The sequence below is a fragment of the Pseudonocardia halophobica genome (assembly GCF_050948485.1).
GTDB lineage: Bacteria > Actinomycetota > Actinomycetes > Mycobacteriales > Pseudonocardiaceae > Pseudonocardia > Pseudonocardia halophobica.
This window is the reverse complement of the sequence record NZ_CP192046.1, coordinates 5557641-5582899: the sequence shown is the minus strand read 5'-3', so window position 1 is coordinate 5582899 and position 25259 is coordinate 5557641. Positions and strand designations below refer to the sequence as shown.

Annotated in this window: 21 protein-coding genes and 1 pseudogene; 12 read left to right on the top strand and 10 right to left on the bottom strand. The window is 75.6% G+C overall.

Annotated elements, in window-relative coordinates; all coding sequences use genetic code 11:
- Positions 1-3 precede the first annotated feature (3 nt).
- The 4 genes from ACQP04_RS26470 to ACQP04_RS26455 all read right to left on the bottom strand — a co-directional run bounded on the left by ACQP04_RS26470 (position 4) and on the right by ACQP04_RS26455 (position 3385).
- Complete coding sequence (locus tag ACQP04_RS26470; RefSeq protein ID WP_433503272.1) at positions 4-873, bottom strand: amino acid ABC transporter permease; 870 nt, start codon at positions 871-873, stop codon at positions 4-6.
- A 121-nt stretch (positions 874-994) separates the two neighbouring features.
- The gene (locus ACQP04_RS26465; RefSeq protein WP_433503271.1) at positions 995-1642 is read right to left on the bottom strand and encodes an amino acid ABC transporter permease; all 648 of its coding nucleotides are present in this window, start codon (positions 1640-1642) and stop codon (positions 995-997) included.
- Positions 1643-1731: 89 nt separating this feature from the next.
- Positions 1732-2625, bottom strand: a complete 894-nt coding sequence (locus ACQP04_RS26460) for a glutamate ABC transporter substrate-binding protein (protein ID WP_433503270.1) — start codon at positions 2623-2625, stop codon at positions 1732-1734.
- Between the two features lie 31 nt (positions 2626-2656).
- A complete protein-coding gene (locus ACQP04_RS26455; protein ID WP_037052569.1) occupies positions 2657-3385 on the bottom strand; it encodes an amino acid ABC transporter ATP-binding protein in 729 nt (242 codons plus the stop codon).
- Positions 3386-3509: 124 nt separating this feature from the next.
- On the opposite strand from ACQP04_RS26455, the gene ACQP04_RS26450 reads away from it, so the two are divergent.
- From ACQP04_RS26450 to ACQP04_RS26440, 3 genes and pseudogenes are all read left to right on the top strand, one after another.
- Positions 3510-4175: a response regulator transcription factor gene (locus ACQP04_RS26450; protein ID WP_037052455.1), complete on the top strand. Its 666-nt coding sequence runs from the start codon at positions 3510-3512 to the stop codon at positions 4173-4175.
- Positions 4176-4187: 12 nt separating this feature from the next.
- A complete protein-coding gene (locus ACQP04_RS26445; protein ID WP_433503269.1) occupies positions 4188-5600 on the top strand; it encodes a sensor histidine kinase in 1413 nt (470 codons plus the stop codon).
- Between the two features lie 57 nt (positions 5601-5657).
- A pseudogene (locus ACQP04_RS26440) lies at positions 5658-6617 on the top strand (AMP-binding protein); the annotation flags it as partial.
- Between the two features lie 1464 nt (positions 6618-8081).
- On the opposite strand, the gene ACQP04_RS26435 reads toward ACQP04_RS26440, so the two are convergent.
- The 4 genes from ACQP04_RS26435 to ACQP04_RS26420 form a co-directional block, all read right to left on the bottom strand.
- Positions 8082-9089: an ABC transporter ATP-binding protein gene (locus ACQP04_RS26435; RefSeq protein ID WP_433503268.1), complete on the bottom strand. Its 1008-nt coding sequence runs from the start codon at positions 9087-9089 to the stop codon at positions 8082-8084.
- Positions 9086-10627, bottom strand: coding sequence for an ABC transporter permease (locus ACQP04_RS26430; RefSeq protein WP_433503267.1), 1542 nt, complete (start codon positions 10625-10627; stop codon positions 9086-9088). Before ACQP04_RS26430 ends, ACQP04_RS26435 begins: the two co-directional genes overlap by 4 nt.
- A complete protein-coding gene (locus tag ACQP04_RS26425; RefSeq protein WP_433503266.1) occupies positions 10624-11652 on the bottom strand; it encodes an iron ABC transporter substrate-binding protein in 1029 nt (342 codons plus the stop codon). Before ACQP04_RS26425 ends, ACQP04_RS26430 begins: the two co-directional genes overlap by 4 nt.
- A gap of 99 nt (positions 11653-11751) precedes the next feature.
- Positions 11752-12720, bottom strand: coding sequence for a TAXI family TRAP transporter solute-binding subunit (locus ACQP04_RS26420; protein ID WP_433503265.1), 969 nt, complete (start codon positions 12718-12720; stop codon positions 11752-11754).
- A gap of 98 nt (positions 12721-12818) precedes the next feature.
- Here ACQP04_RS26420 and miaB point away from each other — a divergent pair, with 98 nt between their 5' ends.
- Positions 12819-14291, top strand: a complete 1473-nt coding sequence (gene miaB, locus ACQP04_RS26415) for a tRNA (N6-isopentenyl adenosine(37)-C2)-methylthiotransferase MiaB (protein WP_433503264.1) — start codon at positions 12819-12821, stop codon at positions 14289-14291.
- Between the two features lie 23 nt (positions 14292-14314).
- A complete protein-coding gene (locus ACQP04_RS26410; RefSeq protein WP_433503263.1) occupies positions 14315-14845 on the top strand; it encodes an Rv2732c family membrane protein in 531 nt (176 codons plus the stop codon).
- 313 nt (positions 14846-15158) lie between these two features.
- On the opposite strand, the gene ACQP04_RS26405 is transcribed toward ACQP04_RS26410, so the two are convergent.
- Entirely contained in the window at positions 15159-16424 is a 1266-nt protein-coding gene (locus ACQP04_RS26405; protein ID WP_433503262.1) for a DUF349 domain-containing protein, read from the bottom strand.
- Between the two features lie 730 nt (positions 16425-17154).
- On the opposite strand from ACQP04_RS26405, the gene ACQP04_RS26400 reads away from it, so the two are divergent.
- The 6 genes from ACQP04_RS26400 (at position 17155) to ACQP04_RS26375 (ending at position 23139) form a co-directional block, all read left to right on the top strand.
- Entirely contained in the window at positions 17155-17874 is a 720-nt protein-coding gene (locus tag ACQP04_RS26400) for a hypothetical protein (RefSeq protein WP_433503261.1), read from the top strand.
- Positions 17871-18770: a tRNA (adenosine(37)-N6)-dimethylallyltransferase MiaA gene (miaA, locus tag ACQP04_RS26395; protein ID WP_433503260.1), complete on the top strand. Its 900-nt coding sequence runs from the start codon at positions 17871-17873 to the stop codon at positions 18768-18770. The genes ACQP04_RS26400 and miaA overlap by 4 nt, the downstream gene beginning before the upstream one ends.
- The gene (dapF, locus tag ACQP04_RS26390; protein WP_433503259.1) at positions 18767-19597 is read left to right on the top strand and encodes a diaminopimelate epimerase; all 831 of its coding nucleotides are present in this window, start codon (positions 18767-18769) and stop codon (positions 19595-19597) included. The genes miaA and dapF overlap by 4 nt, the downstream gene beginning before the upstream one ends.
- Positions 19598-19652: 55 nt before the next feature.
- Complete coding sequence (gene hflX / locus ACQP04_RS26385) at positions 19653-21191, top strand: GTPase HflX (RefSeq protein WP_433503258.1); 1539 nt, start codon at positions 19653-19655, stop codon at positions 21189-21191.
- Positions 21154-22224 carry a hypothetical protein gene (locus tag ACQP04_RS26380; protein WP_433503257.1) on the top strand — a complete coding sequence of 357 codons (1071 nt, stop codon included), beginning with the start codon at positions 21154-21156 and terminating at the stop codon, positions 22222-22224. The genes hflX and ACQP04_RS26380 overlap by 38 nt, the downstream gene beginning before the upstream one ends.
- Before the next feature lie 84 nt (positions 22225-22308).
- Complete coding sequence (locus tag ACQP04_RS26375; RefSeq protein WP_433503256.1) at positions 22309-23139, top strand: universal stress protein; 831 nt, start codon at positions 22309-22311, stop codon at positions 23137-23139.
- Between the two features lie 15 nt (positions 23140-23154).
- On the opposite strand, the gene lexA is transcribed toward ACQP04_RS26375, so the two are convergent.
- Positions 23155-23877 (bottom strand): transcriptional repressor LexA, encoded by a 723-nt coding sequence (gene lexA, locus ACQP04_RS26370; RefSeq protein ID WP_037052444.1) that lies wholly within the window; start codon positions 23875-23877, stop codon positions 23155-23157.
- Positions 23878-24302: 425 nt separating this feature from the next.
- Between lexA and ACQP04_RS26365 the strand changes: the two genes are divergently transcribed.
- Positions 24303-25121, top strand: a complete 819-nt coding sequence (locus ACQP04_RS26365; protein WP_433503255.1) for a hypothetical protein — start codon at positions 24303-24305, stop codon at positions 25119-25121.
- Positions 25122-25259: the final 138 nt, after the last annotated feature.

Below are 25259 nucleotides of genomic sequence, written 5' to 3'. Positions count from 1 at the left end.
TCCCTAGAGGGTCGCCGCGTACTCCTCCTCGCGCTCGGCCTCGTCGGCCGCCGCCGCGCCGCCCCGCGGGCTCTTCCGCAGCCGCTTCTCCAGCAGCTTGGACAGGCCCGAGAGGATCAGGCACATCGCGATGTAGATGACCGCGACCACCATCGCGACCTGCAGGATCGGGGCGCCGAGCTGGCCCTGGCTGCCGAGGAAACGCGCCTGGTAGAGCAGCTCCTGGTACAGGATGATGAAGCCGAGCGCGGTGTCCTTGAGCACCACGACGAGCTGGCTCAGGATCGTCGGCAGCATCGCGCGCAGCGCCTGCGGCAGCAGCACGTTCGTCATCACCTGCGTCTTGCGCATGCCCAGCGCGTACGCGGCCTCCGACTGCCCGCGCGGCAGCGCGCGCACGCCCGCCCGGAACACCTCGGCGAGCACGGAGCCGTTGTAGAGCATCAGGCCGAGGACCACGGCCCAGTAGGCCGAGATGTTCACGCCGAGGCCGCGCGAGACGCCGAAGAACAGGATGAAGATCAGCACCAGCAGCGGGACGGCGCGGAAGAACTCCACGATCGTCGCCGAGACCCGGCTGATCCACCGGTGGTCGGACATCCGGCCGGCGGCGAAGACCGCCCCGAACAGCAGCGACAGCACCGCGGCCGCCGCGAACGCCTTCAGCGTGTTCCCCAGCGCGCCCAGCAGCAGGTACTGGATGTTGACGTAGGTGATCCAGCTCCAGAGCCGCGCGTCGAACTGCCCGGTCACCGCGAAGCGGTAGATCACGAACCCGAGGAACCCCAGCACGACGAGGGTGCCGACGACGCCGAACAGCGTGTTGCGCACCCGGGCCCGGGGGCCGGGGATGTCGTAGAGGACGGCGGTCACGAGGCGCTCCCGGTGTGCGGCGCGGACGGGGCGGGGAGGGATCGGCGACTCATCGCGCCGAGCCGATGCGCGCTCATCGCGCCGAGCCGATGCGCGCTCATCGCGCCGAGCCGATGCGCGCTCATCGCGCGGTGCTCCAGCGCCGGTCCAGGTTGCGCTGCAGCAGCGTCAGCGGCACGACCAGGATGAGGAAGCCGACGGCGACCCACAGCAGGCCGACGAAGACGTTGGCGCCGCGCTCCGACAGCGCCTGGTAGATCCCGCCGGCCTCGGTGACCGAGAAGCCCGCGGCGATCGTGGTGTTCTTGAGCAGCGCGATCTGGATGTTGGCCAGCGGTGGGACGACGTTGCGCACCGCCTGCGGGAGCACGACCTGCGACAGCGTCTGGGTGAAGGTGAAGCCCAGGGCGCGGGAGGCCTCGGCCTGCCCGACCGGCACCGTGTTGACGCCGGACCGGATGACCTCGCAGACGAAGGCGGCCGTGTAGAGGATCAGGCCGATGCAGGCGCGGGTGAAGTAGGAGAGATCGGCGATCTCCAGCCGCGGGTATGCGAACGCGAAGAAGAAGATCACCAGCGTGAGCGGGGTGTTGCGCAGGATGTTGACGTACAGCGTGCCGAACGCCCGCAGGATCGGCACCGGGCTGACGCGCATCGCCGCCAGGAGGGCCCCGAGGATCAGCGAGCCGATCGCCGACACGACGAACAGTTCGATGGTGCCGAGGAAGCCCCGGGCGTAGAGGTCGATGTTGTCCAGCAGGACGTTCACGGCGGGCCCACCCCTCCGGCGGAGCTCTCGGACGAAAGACGCCGGCCGGGGCGGTCCTGGTGGTCAGGAGCCGCCCCGGCCGGATCGGATCAGTACCGCTGCAGCGCGGGCGGCGAGGCCGGCGAGCCGGACTTGCCGAGGGTGTTGTCGTAGATCTTCTGCCAGGTGCCGTCGTCGTACGAGGCCTGCAGAATGTCGTTGATCTTGTTGCGCAGCGCGGCGTCGTCGTGGTTCAGGCCGATGCCGTACGGCTCGGTCGAGAAGGTCTCGCCCACGACCTTGAGCTTGTCGGGCTGCTGCGCGGCGTAGCCCTTGAGGATCGCGTCGTCCGTGGTGACGGCGTCGACCTGCTTGGACAGCAGCTGGTCCACGCACTGCGTGTAGGTCTGGAACTCGACGATGTTCTCCGGCTCGGTCAGGCCCTGGTCCCGGACCCGCTGGATCGGCGTCGAGCCGGTCACCGAGCAGACCTTCTTGCCCTTGAGGGTGTCCTTGCCGGTGATCGCGGTCTCGTCGGAGCGGACGAGCAGGCCCTGGCCGGCGACGAAGTACGGGCCGGCGAACGACACGCGCTGCTTGCGGTTGTCGTTGATCGTGTAGGTGCCGACGTAGTAGTCGACCTCGCCGCGGGAGATCGCGTCCTCGCGGGCCGCGGACGGGACCGTCTTGTAGTCGATCTTGTCCGTGCCGTAGCCGAGCTTCGCGGCGACGAGCCGGGCGATCTCGATGTCGAAGCCGGAGTACTCGCCCGTGGTGGCGTCCTTGAAGCCCAGGCCGGGCTGGTCGTCCTTGACGCCGATGACGACGCGGCCGCGCTGCTGCATGGCGGCGAAGGTCGTCGAGTCGGGGACCTGGACGCCGGCCGCCGGGGCCTCGGAGACCACGGGACCGCCGGAGGAGCCGCCGGGGCTCCCCGACTGGCCGCAGGCGGTCAGGGTGAGGGCGGCCGCGGCCAGCCCCACCACGAGGGCACGCAACTTCATCGGATCTCCTGTCGGTTCGAGGGGAGCGGCGTCAGTGGGTAAGGATCTTCCCGAGGAAGTCCTTGGCGCGGTCGCTCGACGGGTTGGTGAAGAAGTCGTCCGGAGTGGAGTCCTCGACGATCTCGCCGTCGGCCATGAAGACCACCCGGTGCGCCGCGCGGCGGGCGAAGCCCATCTCGTGGGTGACCACGAGCATCGTCATGCCGTCCTTGGCGAGGCCGGTCATGACGTCGAGCACCTCCTGGACCATCTCGGGGTCCAGCGCGGAGGTCGGCTCGTCGAACAGCATGACCTTCGGGTCCATCGCCAGCGCCCGGGCGATCGCCACGCGCTGCTGCTGGCCGCCGGAGAGCTGTGCCGGGTACTTGTCCTTCTGGTTCGCGATCCCGACCCGCTCGAGCAGCCGCACGGCGTTCTTCTCGGCGGCCGCCTTGTCCTGCCTGCGCACCTTGAGCGGCGCGAGCATGACGTTCTCGACCACGGTCTTGTGCGCGAACAGGTTGAAGCTCTGGAACACCATCCCGACGTCGGCCCGCAGGCCGGCCAGCGCCTTGCCCTCGGCGGGGAGCGCGCGGCCGTCGACCTCGATGGTCCCGGAGTCGACCGGCTCCAGCCGGTTGATCGTGCGGCACAGGGTGGACTTGCCGGAGCCCGAGGGACCCAGCACGACCACCACCTGACCGCGCTCGACCTCCAGGTTGATGTCCTTGAGCACGTGCAGCTCGCCGAAGTGCTTGTCCACCGCGGCCATGCGGATCATGGGGGTGTCGGTCACGGTCGGCCTCCAGGCATGGCGGGACGCTAGGACGATTCGGACAGGCGAGTCCACCACCTTGGGCAACCTTTAGGGTCTCTATCCAATAACGACCTCGGAGGGGAACCGCGTGCACATTCTGCTCGTGGAGGACGATGATCGCGTGGCGGCGGCGCTGCGCCCCGCCCTGCACCGGCACGGAATGACCACCACGCGGCTCGAACGCGGCCGCGGCGCGGTCGACCACCTCACGGGCGTGGACGTCGTCCTCCTCGATCTCGGCCTGCCCGACGCGGACGGGGTCGACGTCTGCCGGGCGATCCGGCAGGCCAGTGACGTCCCGGTCATCGTGGTCACCGCCCGCGGGGACGTCGAGGACCGGATCGTGGGCCTGCACTCCGGCGCCGACGACTACGTGGTCAAGCCCTACGACGTCGGCGAGCTGGTTGCGCGCATCCACGCGGTGCAGCGCCGCCGCGGCCCGAGCGAGGGCGAGCCGGCCGACCGGGTGGTGACGACGGACGACGGCGTGGCGATCGACCTCGGCAGGCACACCGTGACCGTCGACGGCGCCGAGGTCACGCTGACGCGTAAGGAGTTCCAGGTCCTGGCGCTGCTCGCGGCCGCGCGCGGCACGGTGTGCACGCGCACCCGGATCGTCGCCGAGGTGTGGGGGCGCAGCTGGCCGGGCGCGAACCGGACGCTCGACGTGCACGTGGCCACCCTGCGCACCAAGCTCGGCCGGCCCGAGCTGGTCCAGACGGTGCGCGGCGTCGGGTACCGGCTCGGCGGCTGAGCGGGCCGAGGCGTGCGCACCCGGCTGCTCGTCATCGTCTGCGTGCTGGTCGGGCTGCTGGCGCTGGGCCTCGGCGTGCCGCTGGCGGTGTCGAACTCGCGTGCGGCGCAGCAGGAGCTGTTCATCGACCGGCTCACCGACACCATCTACTTCGCCTCGCGCGCGCAGCGGCCGATCACCGAGGACAGCGCGGCCGGGCTGGCCGAGGAGCTGGCCCGCTACGACGAGGTCTACGGCGTGGCGGTCACCGTCGTCGACCGGGCCGGGCGGGTCGTCGCGGCCTCGCGCGCGGCGCCGCCCGCCCTCGACGCCGGCGGCCGGGAACGCCTGCAGGTCGCCCTGGCCAGCCGCCGGTCGGCCGCGCCGCCGCTGATCATGCCGTGGGACACCAGTCCGCTGGTGCTCGCCGAACCGGTCTTGGTCGACGGCGAGGTGCGCGGCGCGGCCATCACCGTGTCCCCGACCGACGCGCTGCGGGCGGCCGAGATCCGCGTCTGGTCGCTGGTCGCGGCCCTGGTGCTGGCGGCGCTCGCGCTCGGCGTGCTGGTCGCGGTGCCGGTCACCCGGTGGATCCTGCGACCGGTGCGCCGCCTCGACGAGGGCACCGGCCGCGTGACGCGCGCCGTGCTGGCCGGGCGGCCCGCCGAGCCGGTGTCCGACGGGTCCGGCCCGCCCGAGCTGCGCCGGCTCACCCTGTCCTTCGACCGCATGGCGGAGTCGGTCGGCCAGGCGCCGTCGACCCAGCGGGCCTTCGTCGCCGACGCGAGCCACCAGCTGCGCAACCCGCTCACCGCGCTGCGCCTGCGGCTGTCCAACCTCGACGGGCACGTCGAGGGCGGCGCCGCGGAGGAGCACGTCGCCGCGCTGGAGGAGGCCGAGCGGCTCTCCGGTGTGCTCGACGGGCTGCTGGCGCTGGCCCGCGCCGAGCGCGACGCCGGCGTGGACCGGGAGGTCGACACGGCGGTCGACCCGGCCGTCGACGACCGCCTCGACGCCTGGCGCCCGCTCGCCGAGCACACCGGCCTGCGGCTGCTGCGCGGCGGCGTGCGCGGGCTGCGGGTGCGGATGGCGCCCGGGGGCATCGAGACCGTCCTCGACGCCCTCCTCGACAACGCCGTGAAGTTCACCCCGCCCGGCGGCAGCGTGACCGTCACGGTCCGGCCGGTGCGCGGCGCGGACCCGCCCCTGGTCGACGTGGCGGTGCTGGACACCGGGCCCGGGATCCCGCCGGAGGAGCTCGAACGGGCCACCGACCGGTTCTGGCGCTCGCCCGGGCAGAACAACGTCGACGGCTCCGGGCTGGGCCTCGCGATCGCCGCCCGCACCGTCGAGCTGGCGGGCGGGTCGCTGGTACTGGAGCTGCCGCCGAGCGGCGGGCTCAGGGCGGCGGCGCGGCTGCGGCGGGCCCTCCCGCCGGCGCTGTGACGAGGTCCGTCCGTCCGGTGTATTGCCAAGGCCAGGCTCACCACATCTGATGGAAGTATGACCGAAACGCCGGGGTTCGCCGGTGCCCTCGCGCGCCACGGCGGGCGCCCGGCCCTGCTGGTGCCCGGCGGGGAGTGCCTGAGCTATCGGGAACTGGCGGCGCGGGCCGACGCACGGGCTGCCGAGCTCGGGACCGGACGGCGGCTCGTCGCGGTGGTGGCCGGCCCCGGCGTCGAGCCCGTGGTCACCTACCTGGCGGCGCTGCGGGCCGGTCACGTCGCGCTGCTGGTCGGCGACGACCCGGCGCGCGCCGAACCGCTGCTCGCGGCCCACGACCCCGCCGTCGTCGTGCGGCCGGAGGGCGACGGTGTGCGGATCGAGAAGCGCGGGCCGGGCCCGGAGCTGCACCCGGACCTCGCCCTGCTGCTGCCCACCTCGGGCACGACCGGCTCGCCGAAGCTCGTCCGGCTCTCCGCGCGCAACCTCGCGGCCAACGCCGAATCGATCGCCGGGTACCTGCCGATCCGGCCGGGAGACCGGGCACCGCTCACCCTGCCGCTGCAGTACTGCTACGGCCTCTCCGTCGTGAACAGCAACCTCGCGCGCGGCGCGACCGTGGTGCTGCCGAGCCGGTCGGTCGCCGAGCCCGCCTTCTGGACCGAGTTCGCGGAGCTCGGCCTGACCAGCCTGCACGGCGTCCCGTACACGTTCGACCTGCTCGACGCGACGGGCTTCGCCGACCGCGCGCTCCCGTCGCTGCGCTACGTCACGCAGGCGGGCGGGCGGTGGGAGCCGGCCGCGGTCGAGCGGTACGCGGCGCTCGGGGCGGAGCGCGGGTGGGCGCTCTACGTCATGTACGGCCAGACCGAGGCCACGGCCCGGATGGCCTACCTGCCGCCGGAGCGGGCGGCGACGGCGCCGTCGGCGGTCGGGGTGGCCGTGCCCGGCGGCACCTTCAGCATCGAGCGACCGGACCCGGACGGCGTGGGCGACCTGGTCTACCGCGGCGAGAACGTCATGCTCGGCTACGCGCGCAGCGGCGCCGATCTCGCCCTCGGCCGGACCGTCGACCGGCTCGAGACGGGCGACCGTGCCAGGCTGCGGCCCGACGGCCTGCTCGAGATCACCGGACGCGCGGCGCGGTTCGTCAAGCCGTTCGGGCTGCGGGTGGACCTCGACGAGGTCGAGCGGATCCTCGCGGCGGCGGGCGTGGTGGCCGCGGCGACGGGCGACGACACCGGCCTGGCCGTCGCCGTGGTACGCGGCGGCGACGCGACCGCGGTGGCCGACCTGCTCGCGGAGGGGCTCGGGCTGCCGCCGACCGCCGTCCGGGTCGCCGAGGTCGACGCGATCCCGCGCCTGCCCACCGGCAAGGTCGACCTCGCCGCGGTCGCCGCCTCGGCCGCCCCGCAGCAGCCGCCCGCGGGCCCGGATCCGGTGCGCCGGGCCTTCGCGGCGGTGTTCCCGGGCCGCACGATCACCGACGCGGACACCTTCGTGGGGCTCGGTGGCGACTCGCTGCGGTACGTTCAGACGGCGCTGCGGCTGCAACGCGCGGTCGGTGCGCTGCCGCCGGACTGGCCCGAACGCACGGTGGCGGAGCTCGTCGCGCTCGCCGGGCCCGGTCGCGCGCCGCGGCGGTGGCTGCCGGTGGAGACCCCGGTCGTCCTGCGGGTCGCGGCGATCGTGCTGATCGTGGGCTCGCACGTGGGGCTGTTCCGGCTGCTGGGCGGCTCCCACGTGCTGCTGGCCGCGGCGGGCTGGGCGTTCGCGCGGTTCGCCCTGGCCCCACCCCGGCCGTCGCGGACGATCCTGCGCACCGCCGCCCGGATCGCCGTGCCGAGCGCGCTGTGGGTGGCCTGGCGCGCGACCGTCGCCGACGACGTCGACTGGTACAACGCGCTGCTGCTCAACTACGTGATCGACCCGGAGGCGTGGGGGTACTGGTTCGTCGAGACGCTGCCGCAGATCCTGCTGCTGATGGCGCTGCTGTTCGCGGTCCCCGCGGTGCGGGCGCTCGACCGGAGCCTGCCGTTCGCCCTGCCCGCGGCCGTGTACCTCGCCGGGTTGCTCGGCCAGTTCGTCGACGACGGCGCCAACGCCTTCTCCCTGCGCCAGATGAGCGTGCACACCGTGATCTGGCTGTTCGCGCTGGGCTGGGCCGCGCAGCGCGCCGCGACCGCGTGGCAGCGCGCCGCGGTGCTCGCCGGACTCGCCGTCGCCGTGCCGATGATGTTCGCCCACGAGCCGCACCGGGCGGCCGTGGTCGCCGTCGGCACGGCGCTGCTGCTGGTGCCCACGCTGCCGGTGCCGCGGCCGCTCGTGCGGCTGTGCGGGCTGCTCGCGGGGGCGTCGCTGGCGATCTACCTGACCCACTACGCGGTCATGTCGGCGCTGACCGGGCTGCCCACGGCCGTCGTCGTGCTCGCTTGCCTGGTCGTCGGCGTCGCCGTGCAGGAGGTCCTCGGCCGGGCGGCCGCGTCAGTCCGGGTAGAAGCGCACCGGTCCGCGGACCTGCAGGCTCACCTCGCTGCCCGGCTCCGGGGTCTCCGGTTCGGCCGTGCGGCAGCGCAGCGTGGTACCGCCGAGCTCGACGAGCACGGTCGCGTCGTGCCCGTGGAAGATCACCTCCCGGACGCGCGCCGGCCCGCCGGGGCGTAGCCTCAGCTGCTCGGGCCGGACCAGGAGCCGGCCGGGGCCGTCCGCGGCCGCCACCGGGAGCGCGCCCAGCACGGTCTCCGCACAGCCGCCGCGGGCGACCGCCGGCAGGACCACCGCTTCGCCCAGGAACGTGCCCACGCCGACGTCGGCCGGCGTGCCGTAGATCTCCCGCGGCGGAGCGACCTGGACGATCCGGCCGTCGCGCAGCAGCGCGACGAGGTCGGCGACGCCGAGCGCCTCCTGCTGGTCGTGTGTGACCAGGACCGCGGTGGTGCCGGCCGCCCGCAGCGCGGCGCGGACCTGCTCGCGGACCTCGGCCCGCAGCCCGGCGTCGAGGGCGCTGAAGGGCTCGTCGAGCAGCACCAGGGCGGGGTCCGGGGCGAGTGCCCGGGCCAGCGCGACCCGCTGCTGCTGGCCGCCGGAGAGCTCCTGCGGCATGCGGTCGGCGAGGTCGGCGAGCCCGACCAGGTCCAGCAGCTCGCGCACCCGGGGGCCGCGGCGGGCGGCCCGGTCGAGCCCGAACCCGACGTTCGCGGCCACCGACAGGTGCGCGAACAGCGAGCCGTCCTGGGGGACCAGGCCGACCCGACGGCGCTCCGGCGGGACCTCGACGCCCGGCCCGGCGACGACGCGGTCCCCGAGCCGGATCTCGCCGGCATCGAGCGGGTGGAAGCCGGCCACGCAGCGCAGCAGCGTCGTCTTGCCGCTGCCGGAGCCGCCGAGCACCGCCACCAGCGCGCCCGCGGGCACCGTCAGATCCACCCCGTGCAGGACGGGAACGCCGGGATGGCCCGCGCGCACGCCCGCGACCGCGAGCCCGGCGCTCACCGGTGCACCGCCCGGTCGAGCAGCGCGGCCGGGACGGCCGAGACCAGCACGAGCACCACGGCATACGGGGCCGCGGCCGCGAACGCGCCCGCCCCGGTGTGGCTCCACAGCTGCACCGCGAGGGTGTCCGTCCCGGTCGGCCGCAGCATCAGGGTCACCGGCAGCTCCTTGACCACGGTGAGGAACACGAGCGCCGCGCCGGCGACCGTGCCGGGCAGCGCCCGGGGGAGGGTGACGCGCGCGAACGCCGCCGCCCGGCCGCAGCCGAGCGAGCGGGCGACCTCCTCGTGACCCACGGGCGCGGCCGCGACCGCGGTGCGGACGGCCCCGACCGCCAGCGGAAGGAACAGCACGGCGTACCCGACGACCAGTAGCGGCAGCTCCTGGTAGATCCCCGGGACCAGCCGGATCCCGACGAAGACCAGGGCGAGCCCGATCGTCACGCCGGGCAGCGCGTGCCCGGCGTAGGCCGCGGTCTCGACGGCGGTGACCACGCGGCCACGGTGCCGGGCGGCGAGGATCGCCACCGGCAGCGCGAGCAGGGTGGTCAGGGCCGCGCCGAGCCCGGCGACCTGCAGGGTCGCGACCGCGGCGCTCCCGAGCGCGGGCCAGTCGACCCCGGCCGACGTGCCCGCCACGGTCCAGCGCACCAGGCTCACCGCGGGCACCCCGAGGGCGGCGGCGGCGACGGCCACCACCGCCAGCAGCGCGACCGGCCGCCAGGCCCCCAGCCGCACCGGCACCGGCGGGCGCGGGGTGCCGCGGCCGACCCATCCGGCGGCGCGCCCGCGGGCGCGGTACTCGCCCCAGGTCAGCAGCGCCGCGAGAACCACGAGGACGCAGCCGAGCACCGCCGCCGGCGTGCGGTCGAAGGTGGCCCGGTAGCTCGTGTAGATGCCGAGCGTGAAGGTCTCGTAGCGCATCAGCGAGACCGCGCCGAAGTCGCTGAGCACGTAGAGCGCGACGAGCAGGCCCGCGGCCGCCGCCGTCGGGCGGACCCGGCGCAGCGTGACCGACAGCAGGACCCGGCCCGGGCCGCGGCCGAGTGAGCGGGCGACCTCCTCCAGCCCGCCGTCGGACACCAGCAGCGCGGCGGCGACCGGCAGCAGCACGTACGGGTAGCTGACCAGGGTCAGCACCAGGAACGCGCCCGGGAAGCCCGCCAGCCCAGGCCACTCGGCGATCCAGGTGAACCCGGCGACGTACGACGGGACGGCCAGCGGCAGCGCCAGGACCGCGGCCCACACCCGGCGGCCGGGCAGGTCGGTGCGGGCCACCAGCCAGGCCAGCCCGCAGCCGAGGACGAGGCAGGCCGCCGTGACCGAGCCCGCGAGCAGGACGCTGCGGGTCAGCAGCTCGCCGGTCCGCGGCCGGGCCAGGATCCCGGCGACCGTGCCGGGACCCGCCTCCAGGACGCGGACGCCCAGGTAGAGCAGCGGGACGCAGGCCAGCGCGCCGGTGACCGCGGCGGCGGCGAGCAGGGCCCGGGGCGCGGCCCCCGCCCGGGCGGGGGACCGCGTCGACGGGGGCGCGGTCACGCCAGACCGGTCTCCTGCAGCAGCGTGAGCGACTGCTGCAGCGACGCGAGGTCGGACAGGTCGATGTCCGGCGGCTGCAGCTGGTCGAGCGGCCGCAGCGGGTGCCGGGTGGACGTGACCCCCGCGCGGACCGGGTACTCGGCCGTCTCGTCGGCGAAGTACTGCTGGGCCTCGGGGGAGACCAGGAACTCGACGGCGCGGCGGGCCATCTCCTGCTGCGCGGTCCCGGCGACCACCCCGGCACCGGCCACGTTGACCAGGCCGAGCGGGTCGCCGCCCGGGACGTAGTGGACGCGGGCCGGGACGGCCTGCTCGCCCACCTCGGCCACGCGCTCGTACCAGTAGTAGTGGTTGGACAGGCCGAGGGCGATCTGCCCGGCGTTCACGGCGTCGAGGATCTGGATGTTGTTGTCGAACCTGACCGGCTGGTTCGCCGCGAAGGCCTGCAGCCAGGCACGGGCGCCCTCCTCGCCGCGCAGCACCCGGACCCCGGTCACGAACGCCTGCCAGGAGGCGTTGGTCGGCGCGTAGCCGATCTTCCCGCGCCACCGCGGGTCGGTCACGGCGTCGAGCGTGGCGGGGAGGTCCGCCTCGGAGACCTGCCGCGGGTCGTAGAACAGCACGCGGGAGCGGGCCGAGGTCGCGACCCAGCTGCCGTCGTCCGCGCGGTAGGCCGCCGGGACGGCGTCGAGGGCCGCCGGCGGCAGCGGCTCCAGGCGGTTCGCGTCGTCGAGCGCGCCGAGGGCGCCCGCGTCCTGGGAGAAGAACACGTCCGCCTCGGTGCCGGCGCCCTCCTCCAGCAGCTGGGCGGCGAGCTCGGCGCTCCCGCCGTAGCGCACCTCGACGGTCCCGCCGACCCGCTCCTCCAGCTTCTCGAGCAGCCCGCCCACGAGCTGCTCGTTGCGGCCCGAGTAGATCGTCAGGTCCGGGGAGCTCCCGCAGGCGGTCAGCGGGGCGGCGACGGCGACCGCGGCGAGCGCGGCGACGGCGACTCGGACGCAGCGGGGAACGCGGGGGCGCGGCACGGGCGGCTCCTCTGTCGGCGGGCGGTGCCGCCCGGGTGAAGAGAGCATAGCCTTGTTTGGGACGAACTTTGCCTGCCCTTTACAGGCTGGTCGCCGACGTCACGCGCCCTTGGCCTCGCGGTAGAAGCGCTCCGCCCCGGGATGCAGCGGCACCGGCTGGGTGCCGATGGCGGCGCGGGCGTCGATGGTCAGCGCGGCCGGGCTGGTGGCGGCCAGCCGGGGTTGCTCGGCGAAGATCGTGCCCACGAGGGCGCCGGCCAGGTCGTCGTCGAGCGCGGCGGGGACCAGCAGCAGGTTCCGCACGAGCAGGGTGGCCACCGGTTCGCCGATGTCGTAGGCGGAGGCCGGCACGGTGCCCGACGAGTACACGGGGTAGCGCGCCCGGACGGCCTCGAGCACGTCGGTCAGGTTCAGCAACCGGATCGGTGTGGTCGACGCGAGGTCGGAGACGCCCGCGGTCGGCACGCCCCCGAACCAGAAGAAGGCCTCGATCGTCCCGTCGCGCAGCGCCGCGGTGGAGTCCGACAGGCCGAGCTGGCGGGCCTCGACGTCGCGGTCCGGGTCCACGCCCGCGCTCTCCAGCAGCCGGCGGGACGCGGCGTAGTAGCCCGAGGTCGGCGGCCCGATCGACACGGCGCGTCCGCGCAGGTCCGCGACCCGCCGGGCCGGCGAGTCGCGCCGCACCACGACGTGCAGGGCGTCGTCGTAGATCCGGGCGAGGGCGCGCGGGGCGCGGGGATCGCCGGGCGCGAGGCCGGCGAGCCGTTCGGCCGCCGTGTCGACCTGGCTGAACGCGACGTCGACGGTGCCGCCGGCCAGCCGGTCGAGGTTGTCCACGGAACCCGCCGTCGTCAGGACGGTCGGGGCGGCGCCCAGGCCGAGGTGCTCCCGCCAGACCTCGGCGAGCGTGCCGGCGAGCCGGAAGTAGACGCCCGAGGCGACCCCCGCCGCGATCGACAGCCGCCGCCCGGAGAAGTCGGCGCCGCAGGCGGCCAGGCCGGGGAGCACGGCGAGTGCCGCCAGCACGCGCAGGGCGGAGCGGCGGTCCAGCCTCGGTCCGGGCTCCATCGCCGCATCGTGCCGGACCGGCGGCCGCCCTGTCGTCCCGGGCCGGTGCTGTCGTCCCCGGGGCCCGTGCCGTCGCCCGCGAGGCATACCCTCGTGGGGTGACCCGCAGCTACACCATCCGCACCTACGGGTGCCAGATGAACGTGCACGACTCCGAGCGGATGGCCGGTCTGCTGGAGTCCGCGGGGTATGCGCGCGCCGAGGACCCGGCGCAGGCCGACGTGGTCGTGTTCAACACCTGCGCCGTGCGCGAGAACGCGGACAACAAGCTCTACGGCAACCTCGGCCACCTGCGCCCGGCCAAGACGGCCAACCCGGACATGCAGATCGCCGTCGGCGGCTGCCTCGCGCAGAAGGACCGCGACACGATCACGAAGAGGGCCCCGTGGGTCGACGTCGTGTTCGGCACCCACAACGTCGGGTCGCTGCCCGCGCTCCTCGAGCGCGCCCGGCACAACCGCGCGGCCGAGGTGGAGATCCTCGAGTCCCTCGAGGTCTTCCCGTCGACGCTGCCCGCGCGCCGCGAGTCCGCCTACGCCGGCTGGGTCTCGATCTCGGTGGGCTGCAACAACACCTGCACCTTCTGCATCGTCCCGTCGCTGCGTGGCAAGGAGCGCGACCGCCGGCCCGGGGACATCCTCGCGGAGGTCGAGGCGCTCGCCGCGGACGGCGTGCTCGAGGTGACCCTGCTGGGCCAGAACGTCAACGCGTACGGCTCGGAGTTCGGCGACCGCGGCGCGTTCGCGAAGCTGCTGCGCTCCTGCGGCACCGTCGAGGGGCTCGAGCGTGTGCGGTTCACCTCGCCGCACCCGCGGGACTTCACGTCGGACGTCATCGCCGCCATGGCCGAGACGCCCAACGTCTGCCCGCAGCTGCACATGCCGCTGCAGTCCGGTTCGGACCGGGTGCTGCGGGCCATGAGGCGCTCGTACCGATCGGAGCGCTTCCTCGGGATCCTCGACGCGGTGCGGGCGTCGATCCCCGACGCCGCGGTGTCCACGGACATCATCGTCGGGTTCCCGGGGGAGACCGAGGAGGACTTCGCGCAGACCCTCGACGTGGTGCGCCGGGCCCGGTTCGCGCAGGCCTTCACGTTCCAGTACTCGCCGCGCCCGGGCACCCCGGCGGCCGAGCTCCCGGACCAGCTGCCCAAGGCCGTCGTCCAGGAGCGGTACGAGCGGCTGGTGGCCCTGCAGGAGCAGATCTCCTGGGAGGAGAACCGCGCGCTCGAGGGCCGCGAGGTCGAGGTGCTGGTGAGCACGGGCGAGGGCCGCAAGGACGGCGCCACCCGGCGGATGAGCGGGCGGGCCCGGGACGGCCGGCTGGTGCATTTCGCGCCCGGTCGGGACGGGATCCGGCCCGGCGACCTCGTCACCGTGCGGATCGGGTACGGCGCGCCGCACCACCTCGTCGCCGACGACGGGGTGCTGGGTCACCGCCGCACCCGCGCCGGGGACGCGCACGAGGCGGGGCAGCGGCCGGGCGGCGCGCCCACCGGGCTGGGCCTGCCGGGCTTCGGGAAGCCCGCCGCCGAGCCGGTCGCGGCCGGCTGCGGGGTGCAGGGATCGTGAGCGAGGGACGGACGGAGCGGACGATGAGCGACGAGCGCACCTCCGGCGGGGACCGGCAGGGACCGGGCGGCGACCGGGCGCCGTGGGACCGCGACCCGGACCCGACCTTGTCGGCCCTGGAGACCGAGCTCGCCGGGGTGGCCCGGCGGGTGGAGCGGAAGATCGACCCGGGCGCGGCCGCGCTGGTCGCCGCGGTCGGCACCCTGGCCGTCGTCGGGGCGCTGCTGCTGCCCTGGATCGAGGGCGCCACGGGCTGGCAGCTGCTGGTCGGTGCGCAGTCGGCCGGGCCCCTGCCCCGGCTGTTCACCTTCACCCTCACCGCGTTCGGGATCGTCACCTCCACACTCGCGCTGACCACGCGGTACTGGGCGCTGGCCTGGATCTCCGCCGTCGGCTGCGGAATCTCCGTGGTCAACGGCGTGTGGGCGGTGTGGAGCCGGCAGACCGTCGCCCCCGAGGGCGTCGAGGGCCCCGGCCCCGGTCTGATCCTCGCGGTGCTCGGGGTGGTGCTGCTGACCTTCACCTGGGCCCGCATCTCCCTCCAGCGCCGCTGACCTCTCGAAGATCCACGTCCCCCAGCCGTCGAACTCGGTCGCGAGCCGCGCCTCGGGAACGCCAGGTCCAGCGTCCAGCACCGAACGGCAGCGCCCGCACCCAGTAGGTCGCGCCGGCGCACGTGGATTCCCGGCGCCGGCGTGGGCGCCCGGCGGCGGGGCACCGTCACCGGCACGATCACGGGCGGACGGTCCAGCAGCCCCAGCCACCACACGGCTTGCGTGAAGCCGAGATCCACGGCCGGGCAGCGAAACGTCGGAAATCGATCGTCGCGCTGCCCGGACGTGGATCACGGTCCGGAGTTCAGCCGGATCAGCGGTCCTGGACGGACTGCTCCGCGGTCTCCAGCCACTCCCGCCACTGCGCGGCCTGCGACTCCGCCTGCTCGGCCCGGCGCTTGTCGCCGGCGGCGCGGGCCTTCTCGGCCTGGGCCTCGAACTGGGCGACGCGGTCGCGGAACTGGGCGACGCGGGCCTCGGCCTCGGGGTCGGTGCGGCGCCACTGCCGGTCGGCCGCCTCGCGGACGGCCTCCTCGACGGCCCGCAGCCGCTGCTCCAGCGGCCGCATGTCCTCGCGCGGGACCTTGCCGATCTCCTCCCAGCGCTCCTGGACGTGGCGCAGCGCGAGCCGGGCGGCGTCGGGATCCGAGGTGTCGATCTTCTCGGCCTCGTCGAGCAGCGAACGCTTGGCGTCGGCGTTGGCCGCGAACTCGGAGTCCCGCTCGGCGAAGACGGACGAGCGGCGCGAGAAGAAGGTGTCCTGTGCGCTGCGGAAGCGGTGCCAGAGGGCGTCGTCGGCGTCTTTCTGGGCGCGACCGGCCGCCTTCCACTCCGCCATGAGGTCGCGGTAGCGGGCGGCGGTGGGGCCCCAGTCGTCGGACTCCGAGAGGGCCTCGGCCTCGGCGACCAGCTCCTCCTTGCGCGCCTTGGCCCCGGCGCGCTGGCGGTCCAGGTCGGCGAAGTGCGAGCCACGGCGCCGGTTGAAGGCCTCGCGGGCGCGGGAGAAGCGCTTCCAGAGGGCCTCGTCCGTCTTGCGGTCGATGCCCTTGATGGTGCGCCACTCGTCGAGGATCGCCTTGTAGCGGTCGCCCGCCTGCTTCCACTGCGTGGACTCGGAGGCCATGGTCTCGGCCTCGGCGACCAGCGCCTCCTTGCGGGCGATCGCGGCGTGCCGCTGCTCGTCCCGGGCCGTGCGGGCGGCGGCGACCGCGTCCTCGGCCATCCCGACGAGCTCGTCGAGGCGCTTGTGCAGCCCGTCGAGATCACCGACCACGGCCGCCTCGTCGAGCCCCTCGCGTAGGGCCTTGGCGCTGGTCAGCGCGTGCTTCGGGTCCCCGCCGCCGGTGGCGAGCCGGGACACGAGCAGCTCGGCCTCGGCGAGCAGGTCGTCGAAGCGGCGGGCGAAGTGGGCCAGGCCCTCGTCCGGGGCGCCGGCCTGCCAGGAGCCGACGCGACGCTCGCCGTCGGCGGTGCGGACGAAGACGGCGCCCTCCTCGTCGACCCGGCCCCAGCGCGACGGGTTCTCCGACGCCGTCGCGACGGGCGAGGGCTCGACCGGCGGGGCGGCGGGCCGGGCCACGGGAGCGGGCTGGGCCGGACGGCTGTGACCTGCTCCCGGGGGCGGGCCGGGTCGCGGTCCCGGACGGGCGCCGGGCGGCGGGCCGGGCCTGGGCGGACCGGGCTTCGGGGGAGCGGGTCTGGGAGGAGCGGGCTTCGGCGCGGCGGGCTGCGCCGCGGGCGGTGCGGGCTCGTGCGCCGCCGTGGACGGTGTCGGCTCGCCCGGCGCCGTGGACGGTGTCGGCTCGTCCGGCGTCGCGGGCGGTGTGGCCTCGTCCGGCGTCGCGGCCTGCGGTGCGTCCGGCGCGGACGAGGCGGGGTCGGCCGCAGACTGTGCCGCCGGCTGCTCGGTCTTCTCGTCCGCCGGTTCCGTCGCCGCCGGGGGCGTGTCGGGGGTGTCCGGAGCGGGCGCGCTCGCGGCGGTGCCGGGCAGACCCTCCCGCTGCGTCTCGTCCGTGTGCTCGTCCGACACCGTCGTCCTCCCTCGTTCGGGCCCGCCCCGAGGGACGGGCGCCCCGCCGTGGAACGCCGGGGCCGTGCACGAACCGGCCGGTCGCGGACGCGCGACCACCGGTCGGCGGAATTCAAACAGGTCGAGCGGGCGCACGGAACCGCCGCGACCCGGACGAGACCGTGGGCGGCCGCCTAAGCGCGCCGAGTCGCCGTCGATGCGACTCTCCGGCCCCGATCGGCCACGAAGGGTGACCGGAGGGCGGCGGCGCGGTCGCCGGGGCCGCACTACTGTCGGTCGCGTGCTGTCGCTGGTCGTCGTGCTCCCGCACCCCCCGCTCCTCGTCCCGGAACTGGCCGCGGGGGCGGCGGGCGAGACCGCGGAGCTGCGCGTGGCGGTGCGCTCGGCCGCGGCCCGGCTCGCGGGAGCGGCCGTGGACTGGATCGCCGTGGGCGCCGACCGCGGCGGCCGTCGGACCGTCCCGCCTGCGACCGCCGGGACGTTCGCCGGGTTCGGCAGGGACGTCCGGGTCGCCCTCGGGCCCGGCGCCGGCGCACCGGACCCGGAGCTCCCGCTGCCGATGCTCGTCGCCGGGTGGGCCGCCGGCGGGACCGGACGGGAGCCGCGCATCCGCGGCGAGCTCGTCCCCGAGGACACCCCCACCGCCGACTGCCTCCAGCTCGGCCGCGAGCTCGCCGCCGAGGCCGACGCCGCCGACGGCCCCGTCGGGCTGCTGATCGTCGGCGACGGCGCGGCCACCCACACCGAGAAGGCCCCCGGTCACCTCGACGAGCGGGCCGGGCCCTTCGACGCCGGCGTCGCGAAGGCCCTGGAGCACGGCGACCCCGCACCCCTGGCCGCCCTCGACCCGGGGCTCGCGGCGGAGCTGTGGGCGGCCGGGCGCGCCCCCTGGCAGGTGCTCGCCGGGGCCGCCGAGGACCGGGACTGGCGCGGCGAGCTGCTGTACTCCGCCGCTCCCTACGGCGTGGCCTACCACGTGGCGGTCTGGACGCCGGTATGACGAGGCTCGTGGCCGTCGTCGGGCCGACCGCGACGGGCAAGTCCGACCTCGGGCTGGACCTGGCCGAGGCGCTGGGCGGCGAGGTCGTCAACGCCGACGCGATGCAGCTCTACCGCGGCCTCGACATCGGCACCGCCAAGCTGTCCGTGGCCGAGCGCCGCGGGATCCCGCACCACCAGCTCGACGTCCTGGACCTCACCGAGACCGCGTCGGTGGCCGTCTACCAGCGGGAGGCGCGCGCCACGATCGAGGCGCTGCTGGCCGCCGGCCGCACGCCGGTGCTGGTCGGCGGCTCGGGGCTGTACGTCCAGGCGGTGGTCGACGAGCTGGAGTTCCCGGGCACCGACCCGGCGGTCCGCGGCCGGTGGGAGGCCGAGCTGGCCGCCGTCGGGGCGCCGGCGCTGCACCGCAGGCTGGCCGAGGTCGACCCCACCGCCGCGCAGAGCGTCCTCCCGAGCAACGGCCGCCGGATCGTCCGGGCGCTGGAGGTCATCGAGCTGACCGGGCGCCCCTTCCGGGCCACGCTCCCGGGGCAGCGCACGCCCCGCTACGACGCCGTGCTGATCGGGGTCGACCGGGACACCGCGGAGCTCGACGAGCGGGTCGCCCGCCGCGTCGACCTGATGATGGCCGCCGGGCTGGTCGAGGAGACCCGGGGGCTGCTGGAGAAGGGTCTGCGGGAGGGCCGGACGGCGTCGCGGGCGCTGGGCTACCAGCAGGTCGTCGCGGCGCTGGACGGCGAGTACGACCTGGCGACGGCCGCGGAGGAGACGGTGCGCGCCACCCGCCGGTTCGTGCGCCGGCAGCGCTCGTGGTTCCGCCGCGACCCCCGCATCCACTGGCTCGACGGCGCGGATCCGGAACTGTCGGCGCTGGCTCGTAGGCTGGTCCCGTGAGCGACGGCATCCCGTTCAGCAAGGGCCACGGCACGCAGAACGACTTCGTCGTGCTGCCGGACCCCGACGGCGCCCTCGACCTCACGCCGGAGCGGGTCGCCGCGCTGTGCGACCGGCGGCGCGGGCTCGGGGCGGACGGGGTGCTGCGCGTGGTCCGCTCCGCCGCGCTGGGCGTCGACGGCCCCGAGTGGTTCATGGACTACCGCAACGCCGACGGGTCGATCGCCGAGATGTGCGGCAACGGCGTCCGCGTCTTCGCGCGCTACCTGCAGCACGCGGGCTGGTTCCGCAGCGGGGAGCTGCCGCTGGGCACGCGGGCGGGCGTCAAGGCCGTCTCGTTCGAGGGGGACTGGGTCGCCGTCGAGATGGGCCGGGCGCTGGTCGGCCCCGAGAGCGTCGCGACGGTCGGCGGCCGGGAGTTCCCGGGCGTGGCGGTCGACGTCGGGAACCCGCACCTCGCCTGCGTCACCGACACCGACCTCGCCGGGCTGGACCTGACCGTGCCGCCGGGGCGGGACGAGGCGCTGTTCCCGAACGGGGCCAACGTCGAGTTCGTCGCGCCCGCACGCGGCGACGAGCCGGTCGCGATGCGCGTGCACGAGCGCGGGGTGGGGGAGACGCGGTCCTGTGGCACCGGCACGGTGGCGGCCGTCGTGGCCTCGCTGCGCGCAGCCGGGCGCGCCGAGGGCCGGCTGCCCGTCGACACCCCCGGCGGCCGGCTGGAGGTCACGGTCCGCGAGGGCGGGGCGTCGACCGTCCTGCACGGTCCGGCGGTCCTGGTCGCGCACGGTGAACTGGATCGATCGTGGTGGGAGACCGCCGGGTGACGCGCGGGAAACGGTCCGACACGGCGACCCGAAACGTGGGACACTCGACCTCACGATGACTGAATCCCCCCTGCGCTACACGCCTGCCGACGATGCTCTCGACCCTTCGCGGGGCGAGATGGAGCTGGAGGAACGATCCTCGCTCCGGCGGGTCGCGGGTCTGTCGACCGAACTCACCGACATCACCGAGGTCGAGTACCGGCAGCTGCGGCTCGAGCGGGTGGTGCTCGTCGGGGTCTGGACCGAGGGCACTTCCGAGCAGGCCAACGCCTCGCTCGTCGAGCTGGCCCGGCTCGCCGAGACCGCCGGCTCCCAGGTCATGGACGGCCTGGTGCAGCGGCGGAGCAAGCCCGACCCCGCCACCTTCATCGGTTCCGGCAAGGTCGACGAGCTGTCCGTCGCCGTGCAGGCCGCCGGCGCCGACACCGTGATCTGCGACGGCGAGCTCTCGCCCGGCCAGCTGCGCCAGCTGGAGGACAAGCTCAAGGTCAAGGTGATCGACCGGACCGCCCTGATCCTCGACATCTTCGCCCAGCACGCCCGCTCGCGGGACGGCAAGGCGCAGGTCGAGCTGGCCCAGCTGTCCTACCTCCTGCCGCGGCTGCGCGGCTGGGGTGAGGCGCTGTCCCGGCAGGTCGGTGGCCGCGCCGCCGGCGGTGTGGGTATCGGCGGCCGCGGTCCCGGCGAGACCAAGATCGAGCTGGACCGCCGACGCATCCGCCACCGCATGTCCAAGCTGCGCCGCGAGATCGCCGCGATGAGCCGGGTGCGGGACACCCAGCGCGGCGCCCGCCGCCGCAACGACGTGCCGAGCGTCGCGATCGTCGGCTACACCAACGCCGGCAAGTCCTCGCTGCTCAACGCGCTGACGGACGCGGGTGTCCTGGTCGAGGACGCGCTGTTCGCCACCCTGGACCCCACGACCCGCCGCGCGGAGACGCCGGACGGGCGCACCTACACGCTCACCGACACCGTCGGGTTCGTGCGGCACCTGCCGCACCAGCTCGTCGAGGCGTTCCGCTCCACCCTGGAGGAGGCCGGCCAGGCCGACCTGCTGGTCCACGTGGTCGACGCCTCGGATTCGCTGCCCGAGGACCAGATCGCCGCGGTGCGCAAGGTCCTGGTGGAGATCGGCGAGGAGCAGGGCGGGACCATGCCCCCGGAGCTGCTCGTCGTCAACAAGACCGACGCCGCCGGCGACCTCGCGCTCGCCCGGCTGCGGCACCTGCTGCCCGATGCCGTGTTCGTCTCGGCCCACCGGGGCGACGGGGTGGCGCGGCTCAAGGCCTGCATCGCCGAGCGGCTCCCGCGCCCCGAGGTCGACCTCGAGCTGCTGGTGCCCTACACCGAGGGCGGGCTGGTCGCGCGGCTGCACTCGGACGGCGAGGTGCTCGCCTCCGAGCACACGCCGGAGGGCACGCGGCTGCACGTCCGGGTCGGGCCCGAACTCGCCGTCGCGGCCGTGCCGTTCGCGGTCGGGGGGACCGGGTCGGCCCCCGCCGAGGGCGACGCGGCAGGCTCGCGGGGTGCGAACGGGACCGCCCGCGAGGGCGCGCGTGCCGAGGTCGGGGCGCGCGTCGCTGCGCGCGGCTGAGCGCGCCGGGGTCCTCGGCGCCGTCCTGCTGCTCACGCTGCTGCTCGCCGTGCCGGCGAGCGCGGCGCAGGCCGGGCCCGAGGACCGCTGCCCGGTCACCGACCGGCGCCTCGTCGAGCTCTCCGGGCTGGCCGTCGCCGCCGACGGCGGCGTCTGGGCCATGAGCGACGGCGGCAGCCGGGTCGCGCTGTACCGGCTCGACCCGGACACCTGCGCGGTCGTCGAGACCCGGACCGCGGCCCTGGACCCGTACGACGCCGAGGACCTCGCGATCGGGCCGGACGGCGCGTTCTGGGTGGCCGACACCGGCGACAACGACCGGGTCCGGGACACCGTGGCCCTCCTCGTGCTGTCGCCCGACGGCGCACCGCGGCTGCATCGGCTGACCTACCCGGACGGCCCGCACGACGCCGAGTCCCTCCTGATCGGCGCCGACGGGGTGCCCGTGATCGTCACCAAGGAGGTCGGCGGCACCGCCGGCGTCTACCGGCCCACCGGCCCGCTCGCCGAGCCCGGACCCACGCCGCTGATGCGCGCCGGGTCGGTCGGTTTCCCCCGCTCCGAGACCCGGGGCGGCCCGATCGGCGCCCTCGGCGCCTTCACCGTGACGGGCGGGGGAACGAGCGCGGGCCGCGAGGTCGTCGGCCTGCGGACCTACACCGACGCCTGGCTCTACCGCGTCCCGCCCTCCGGCGACCTCGTCGCGGCACTGCAGGGCACACCGCTGCAGGTCCCGCTGCCCGACGAGCCCCAGGGGGAGGCGCTCGCGTTCCTCCCCGACGGCACCCTGCTGTCCGGCTCCGAGACCCGCGGCCCGGACCGTGGCCGGCTCCGCGCGGTGCCCGGTGCTGTCGGGGCCACGCTCGCCGCCGCACCCGCGGAGCCCACGGCCGCGCCGCCGCCCCCGGCGACCCCGCCGGAGCCCGCCCCCGACTGGTTGCCCGCGGCGGTCGGGGTCGGGGTCGCGGTCCTCGTGCTGGGGCTGGCCGCCGCCGCGATGGCCCTGCACGGGCGGCGGCGCTCCCGCGTGTGACGAGCCCGTTAAGGGTGCTCCCGGAGGGCCCTCGGCGGGCCCCGCTCCGCCTACGCTGATCACGCCGGGAGGAGGGGTGCCGCAGTGCCGATCGTGACCGCCTACGAGGACACGCCGGGCGGTCACGACGCCCTGGTCCTCGGGGCGCAGCTGGCGCGGTTGACGGGGCTGACCAACGTCGTCGCCACCGTCTACCCGACGGACGGGATCGGCTACTCGGCGATGGCCCGCGACCCGCGGTGGCGGGAGAAGATCGAGGAGGTCGCCCGCCGGCGGTTCGGCCGGGCACGGGAGCTCATCGGCTCGACCGGGCCCTCCGAGCCGGAGTTCGCCCCGCTCGGGCCGGGCCCCGCGGCGGGGGTGCTCGCCGACCACGCCGAGGAGGTCGGGGCCGCGGTGCTGGTCGTCGGGTCGACGGGCGGGGGCCTGCTCGGCCGGCTCGCGCCCGGCGGCACGGTCCAGCGACTGCTGCCCTCGGCACGCTGCCCCGTCGGGATCGCGCCGCGGGGTTATCGGCACACCGCCGCGAAGGGGATCACCGTCGTCACGGTCGCCTACGACGGCACCCCGGAGGCCGACCGTGCGGCGGTCCTGGCCGTGCACCTGGCCGGCCGGACCGGGGCCGCGCTGCGGTTCGTGGTGGTCGCGGGCGGCGAGGAGGAGGTGCCCGCCGCGACCGAGACCGCGCAGAAGGGGCTCGCGCAGGCGCCGGCGGAGATCGACGCGCTCTACGACGTCGTGATCGGCCCCTCGGTCGCCGACACCCTGGCCGACCTGCCCGAACGCACCGACGTCCTCGTCGTCGGGTCGCGCGGGTACCCGCTCATGAAGCGGCTGCTGCTCGGCGGGGTCGCGGGCGTGCTGGTGCGCACCGCCCGCTATCCCGTGATCGTGGTGCCGCCCCCGGACCGCTGACCGGGGGCCGGGACCTCAGAGCCGGCGGAGCACCGCGACGACGCGGCCGAGGATGGTCGCCTCGTTGCCGTCGATCGGCTCGTAGGCCGGGTTGGCCGGCATCAGCCAGACCTGGCCGTCCGTGCGCTTGAAGGTCTTGACCGTGGCCTCGCCGTCGATCATGGCGGCGACGATCTCGCCCTGCTCGGCCACGGGCTGCTGGCGCACCACGACCCAGTCGCCGTCCGTGATGGCGGCCTCGACCATCGAGTCGCCCTTGACGTTGAGCAGGAAGAGCGTGCCCTCGCCGACGATCTCGCGCGGCAGCGGGAACACGCTCTCCACCGCCTGCTCGGCCAGGATCGGGCCACCGGCCGCGATGTTGCCGAGCAGTGGCACGAACGCCGGCGCCGGCCGCTCGGCGCGGACCTCGGCGGCCTCCGAGCCCTCGGAGTCCTCCTCCGGGCTGCGCACGTCGACCGCGCGGGTCCGGTTGGGGTCCCGCCGCAGGTACCCCTTGCGCTCCAACGTCCGGAGCTGGTGGTGCACCGACGAGGTGGAGGTCAGCCCCACCGCGTCGCCGATCTCCCGGACGCTCGGCGGGTAGCCGAACCGCTCCACCCAGTCCCGGATCACCTCGAGCACCTTGCGCTGCCGGGGGGTGAGGCCCACCGGGTCCGCCGGCGGGTCCGGGAAGGCGCGCACCTGTCCGGGCTCCCGGCCGGTCTCGCCGGCTCCGCCGGACTCGTCCCGTGCCATCTGCCTGCCGCCTCCTCGTGTGCCTGTCTCGTGCGCCGTCCGCGTCGTCGGGCCCGTCCCGGCCGCGGGACCGGCCCGCTGCCCGGATCCGGACCGTCCGTGCCCCTCGGCGCCGGACGCCCCGGTCGTCGTGCCCGTTCCGCCGGGCCGTACTCCCCGGGAGCCGTACCGGGGCGCCGGGCGGGCCGGTGCCGGTCGGGACCCGGACGGCCCGTCCGGCGGGTCCCGCCCGGGCCGTCGGGATCGGACGGTAGCCCGGATCCGGCCGAACGCCAAACACATGTTCGAACGACACGCCGATCGTGTCGGCGCGGACCCGTGACGAGGAGTCGTCGTGATGGTAGAACGTCGCACAGACGTTCGAATCGAACATGTGTGCGAGTTCCGGCCGCTGAGCGGCGCGGACGAGGCGGAAGGGGTCGGCCGTGAACGGCGCGGGGATCGCGGAGGGCGGCGGGGACCACACCGTGGAGGGGCCTGGCGGCCACGTGGGCGTGGGCGCACGGACCGGCGGAGGCCTCGGCGTGTCGCCCGCGGTGGTCGAGGACGTGCGCCGCCGCGGGGACCGGCTCGACCGGCCGGGCGCGCGGGCGAGCCGGGCCGCCGCGGCGCCCCGGCGGGGGAGCGCCGTGTCGACCGTGGGCGGGGAGCGCGAGGCGGGTGCGGCCCGCGGGCCGCACCCCGTCCGACCCGCGCGCAGCTCCCGTCGTGCCCGCGTTGCGGTGCCGGCGACCGGCGCCGGGCGGGCGCGGGGGCTCGCGCCCTCGGCACGCACCCGTCCTCGGGTCCGCGGCTTCTCGGTCGTCGCGAGCGGTTCCACCGTGGCGGACCGGGCAGGTCGGCTGCGTGCCGCGGCGCCGGCTCCTGGGGACGTGCGCCCGGTGCCGGGCGCGGTCCGGGCGACCGTGCGGGTGCTGCCCGGTGCGGTGTCCCCGGCCCGGTACCGGCTCCGGCGTGCCGTGGCGGCCGCCGTCCTCGCGCTGGCCTCCGCCGCGGTCGTCGTCGGCCTCGGGCTCCTGGCCGGTGCCGCGGGCGAGGCGCAGGCCCGGTCGGCCGTGCCCTCGGGCACCGCGGCCGTGACGGTCGAGCCGGGGGAGTCGGTGTGGGACGTCGCGCGCCGGACCGTTCCCGCCGTCACGTCGGCCGGGACCGGCGCCGTCGTCGAGCGGATCGCGGCGGACAACGCCCTCCCGGTCGACCCGGCGCCGCTGCCCGCCGGGCTCGTGCTGCGCGTCCCGGTCTGACGGGGCGGCCGGTGTTCCCGGCGTCGTGACCCCGGTCACGGCGGGCACCGGTTTTTGTCGGTGGTGGTTGATAGGAATCGCACACGCGTTCGACCGGTGGTCCGGGCATCCGGCTCGGGTGGGTCGGCGCGGGGGTGG

Coding starts and splice junctions, on each gene's coding strand:
- ACQP04_RS26460 (WP_433503270.1), bottom strand. CDS start 2,625: ATGAAGTTGCGTGCCCTCGTGGTGGGGCTGGCCGCGGCCGCCCTCACC.
- ACQP04_RS26455 (WP_037052569.1), bottom strand. CDS start 3,385: ATGATCCGCATGGCCGCGGTGGACAAGCACTTCGGCGAGCTGCACGTG.
- ACQP04_RS26420 (WP_433503265.1), bottom strand. CDS start 12,720: ATGGAGCCCGGACCGAGGCTGGACCGCCGCTCCGCCCTGCGCGTGCTG.
- ACQP04_RS26410 (WP_433503263.1), top strand. CDS start 14,315: ATGAGCGACGAGCGCACCTCCGGCGGGGACCGGCAGGGACCGGGCGGC.
- miaA (WP_433503260.1), top strand. CDS start 17,871: ATGACGAGGCTCGTGGCCGTCGTCGGGCCGACCGCGACGGGCAAGTCC.
- hflX (WP_433503258.1), top strand. CDS start 19,653: ATGACTGAATCCCCCCTGCGCTACACGCCTGCCGACGATGCTCTCGAC.
- lexA (WP_037052444.1), bottom strand. CDS start 23,877: ATGGCACGGGACGAGTCCGGCGGAGCCGGCGAGACCGGCCGGGAGCCC.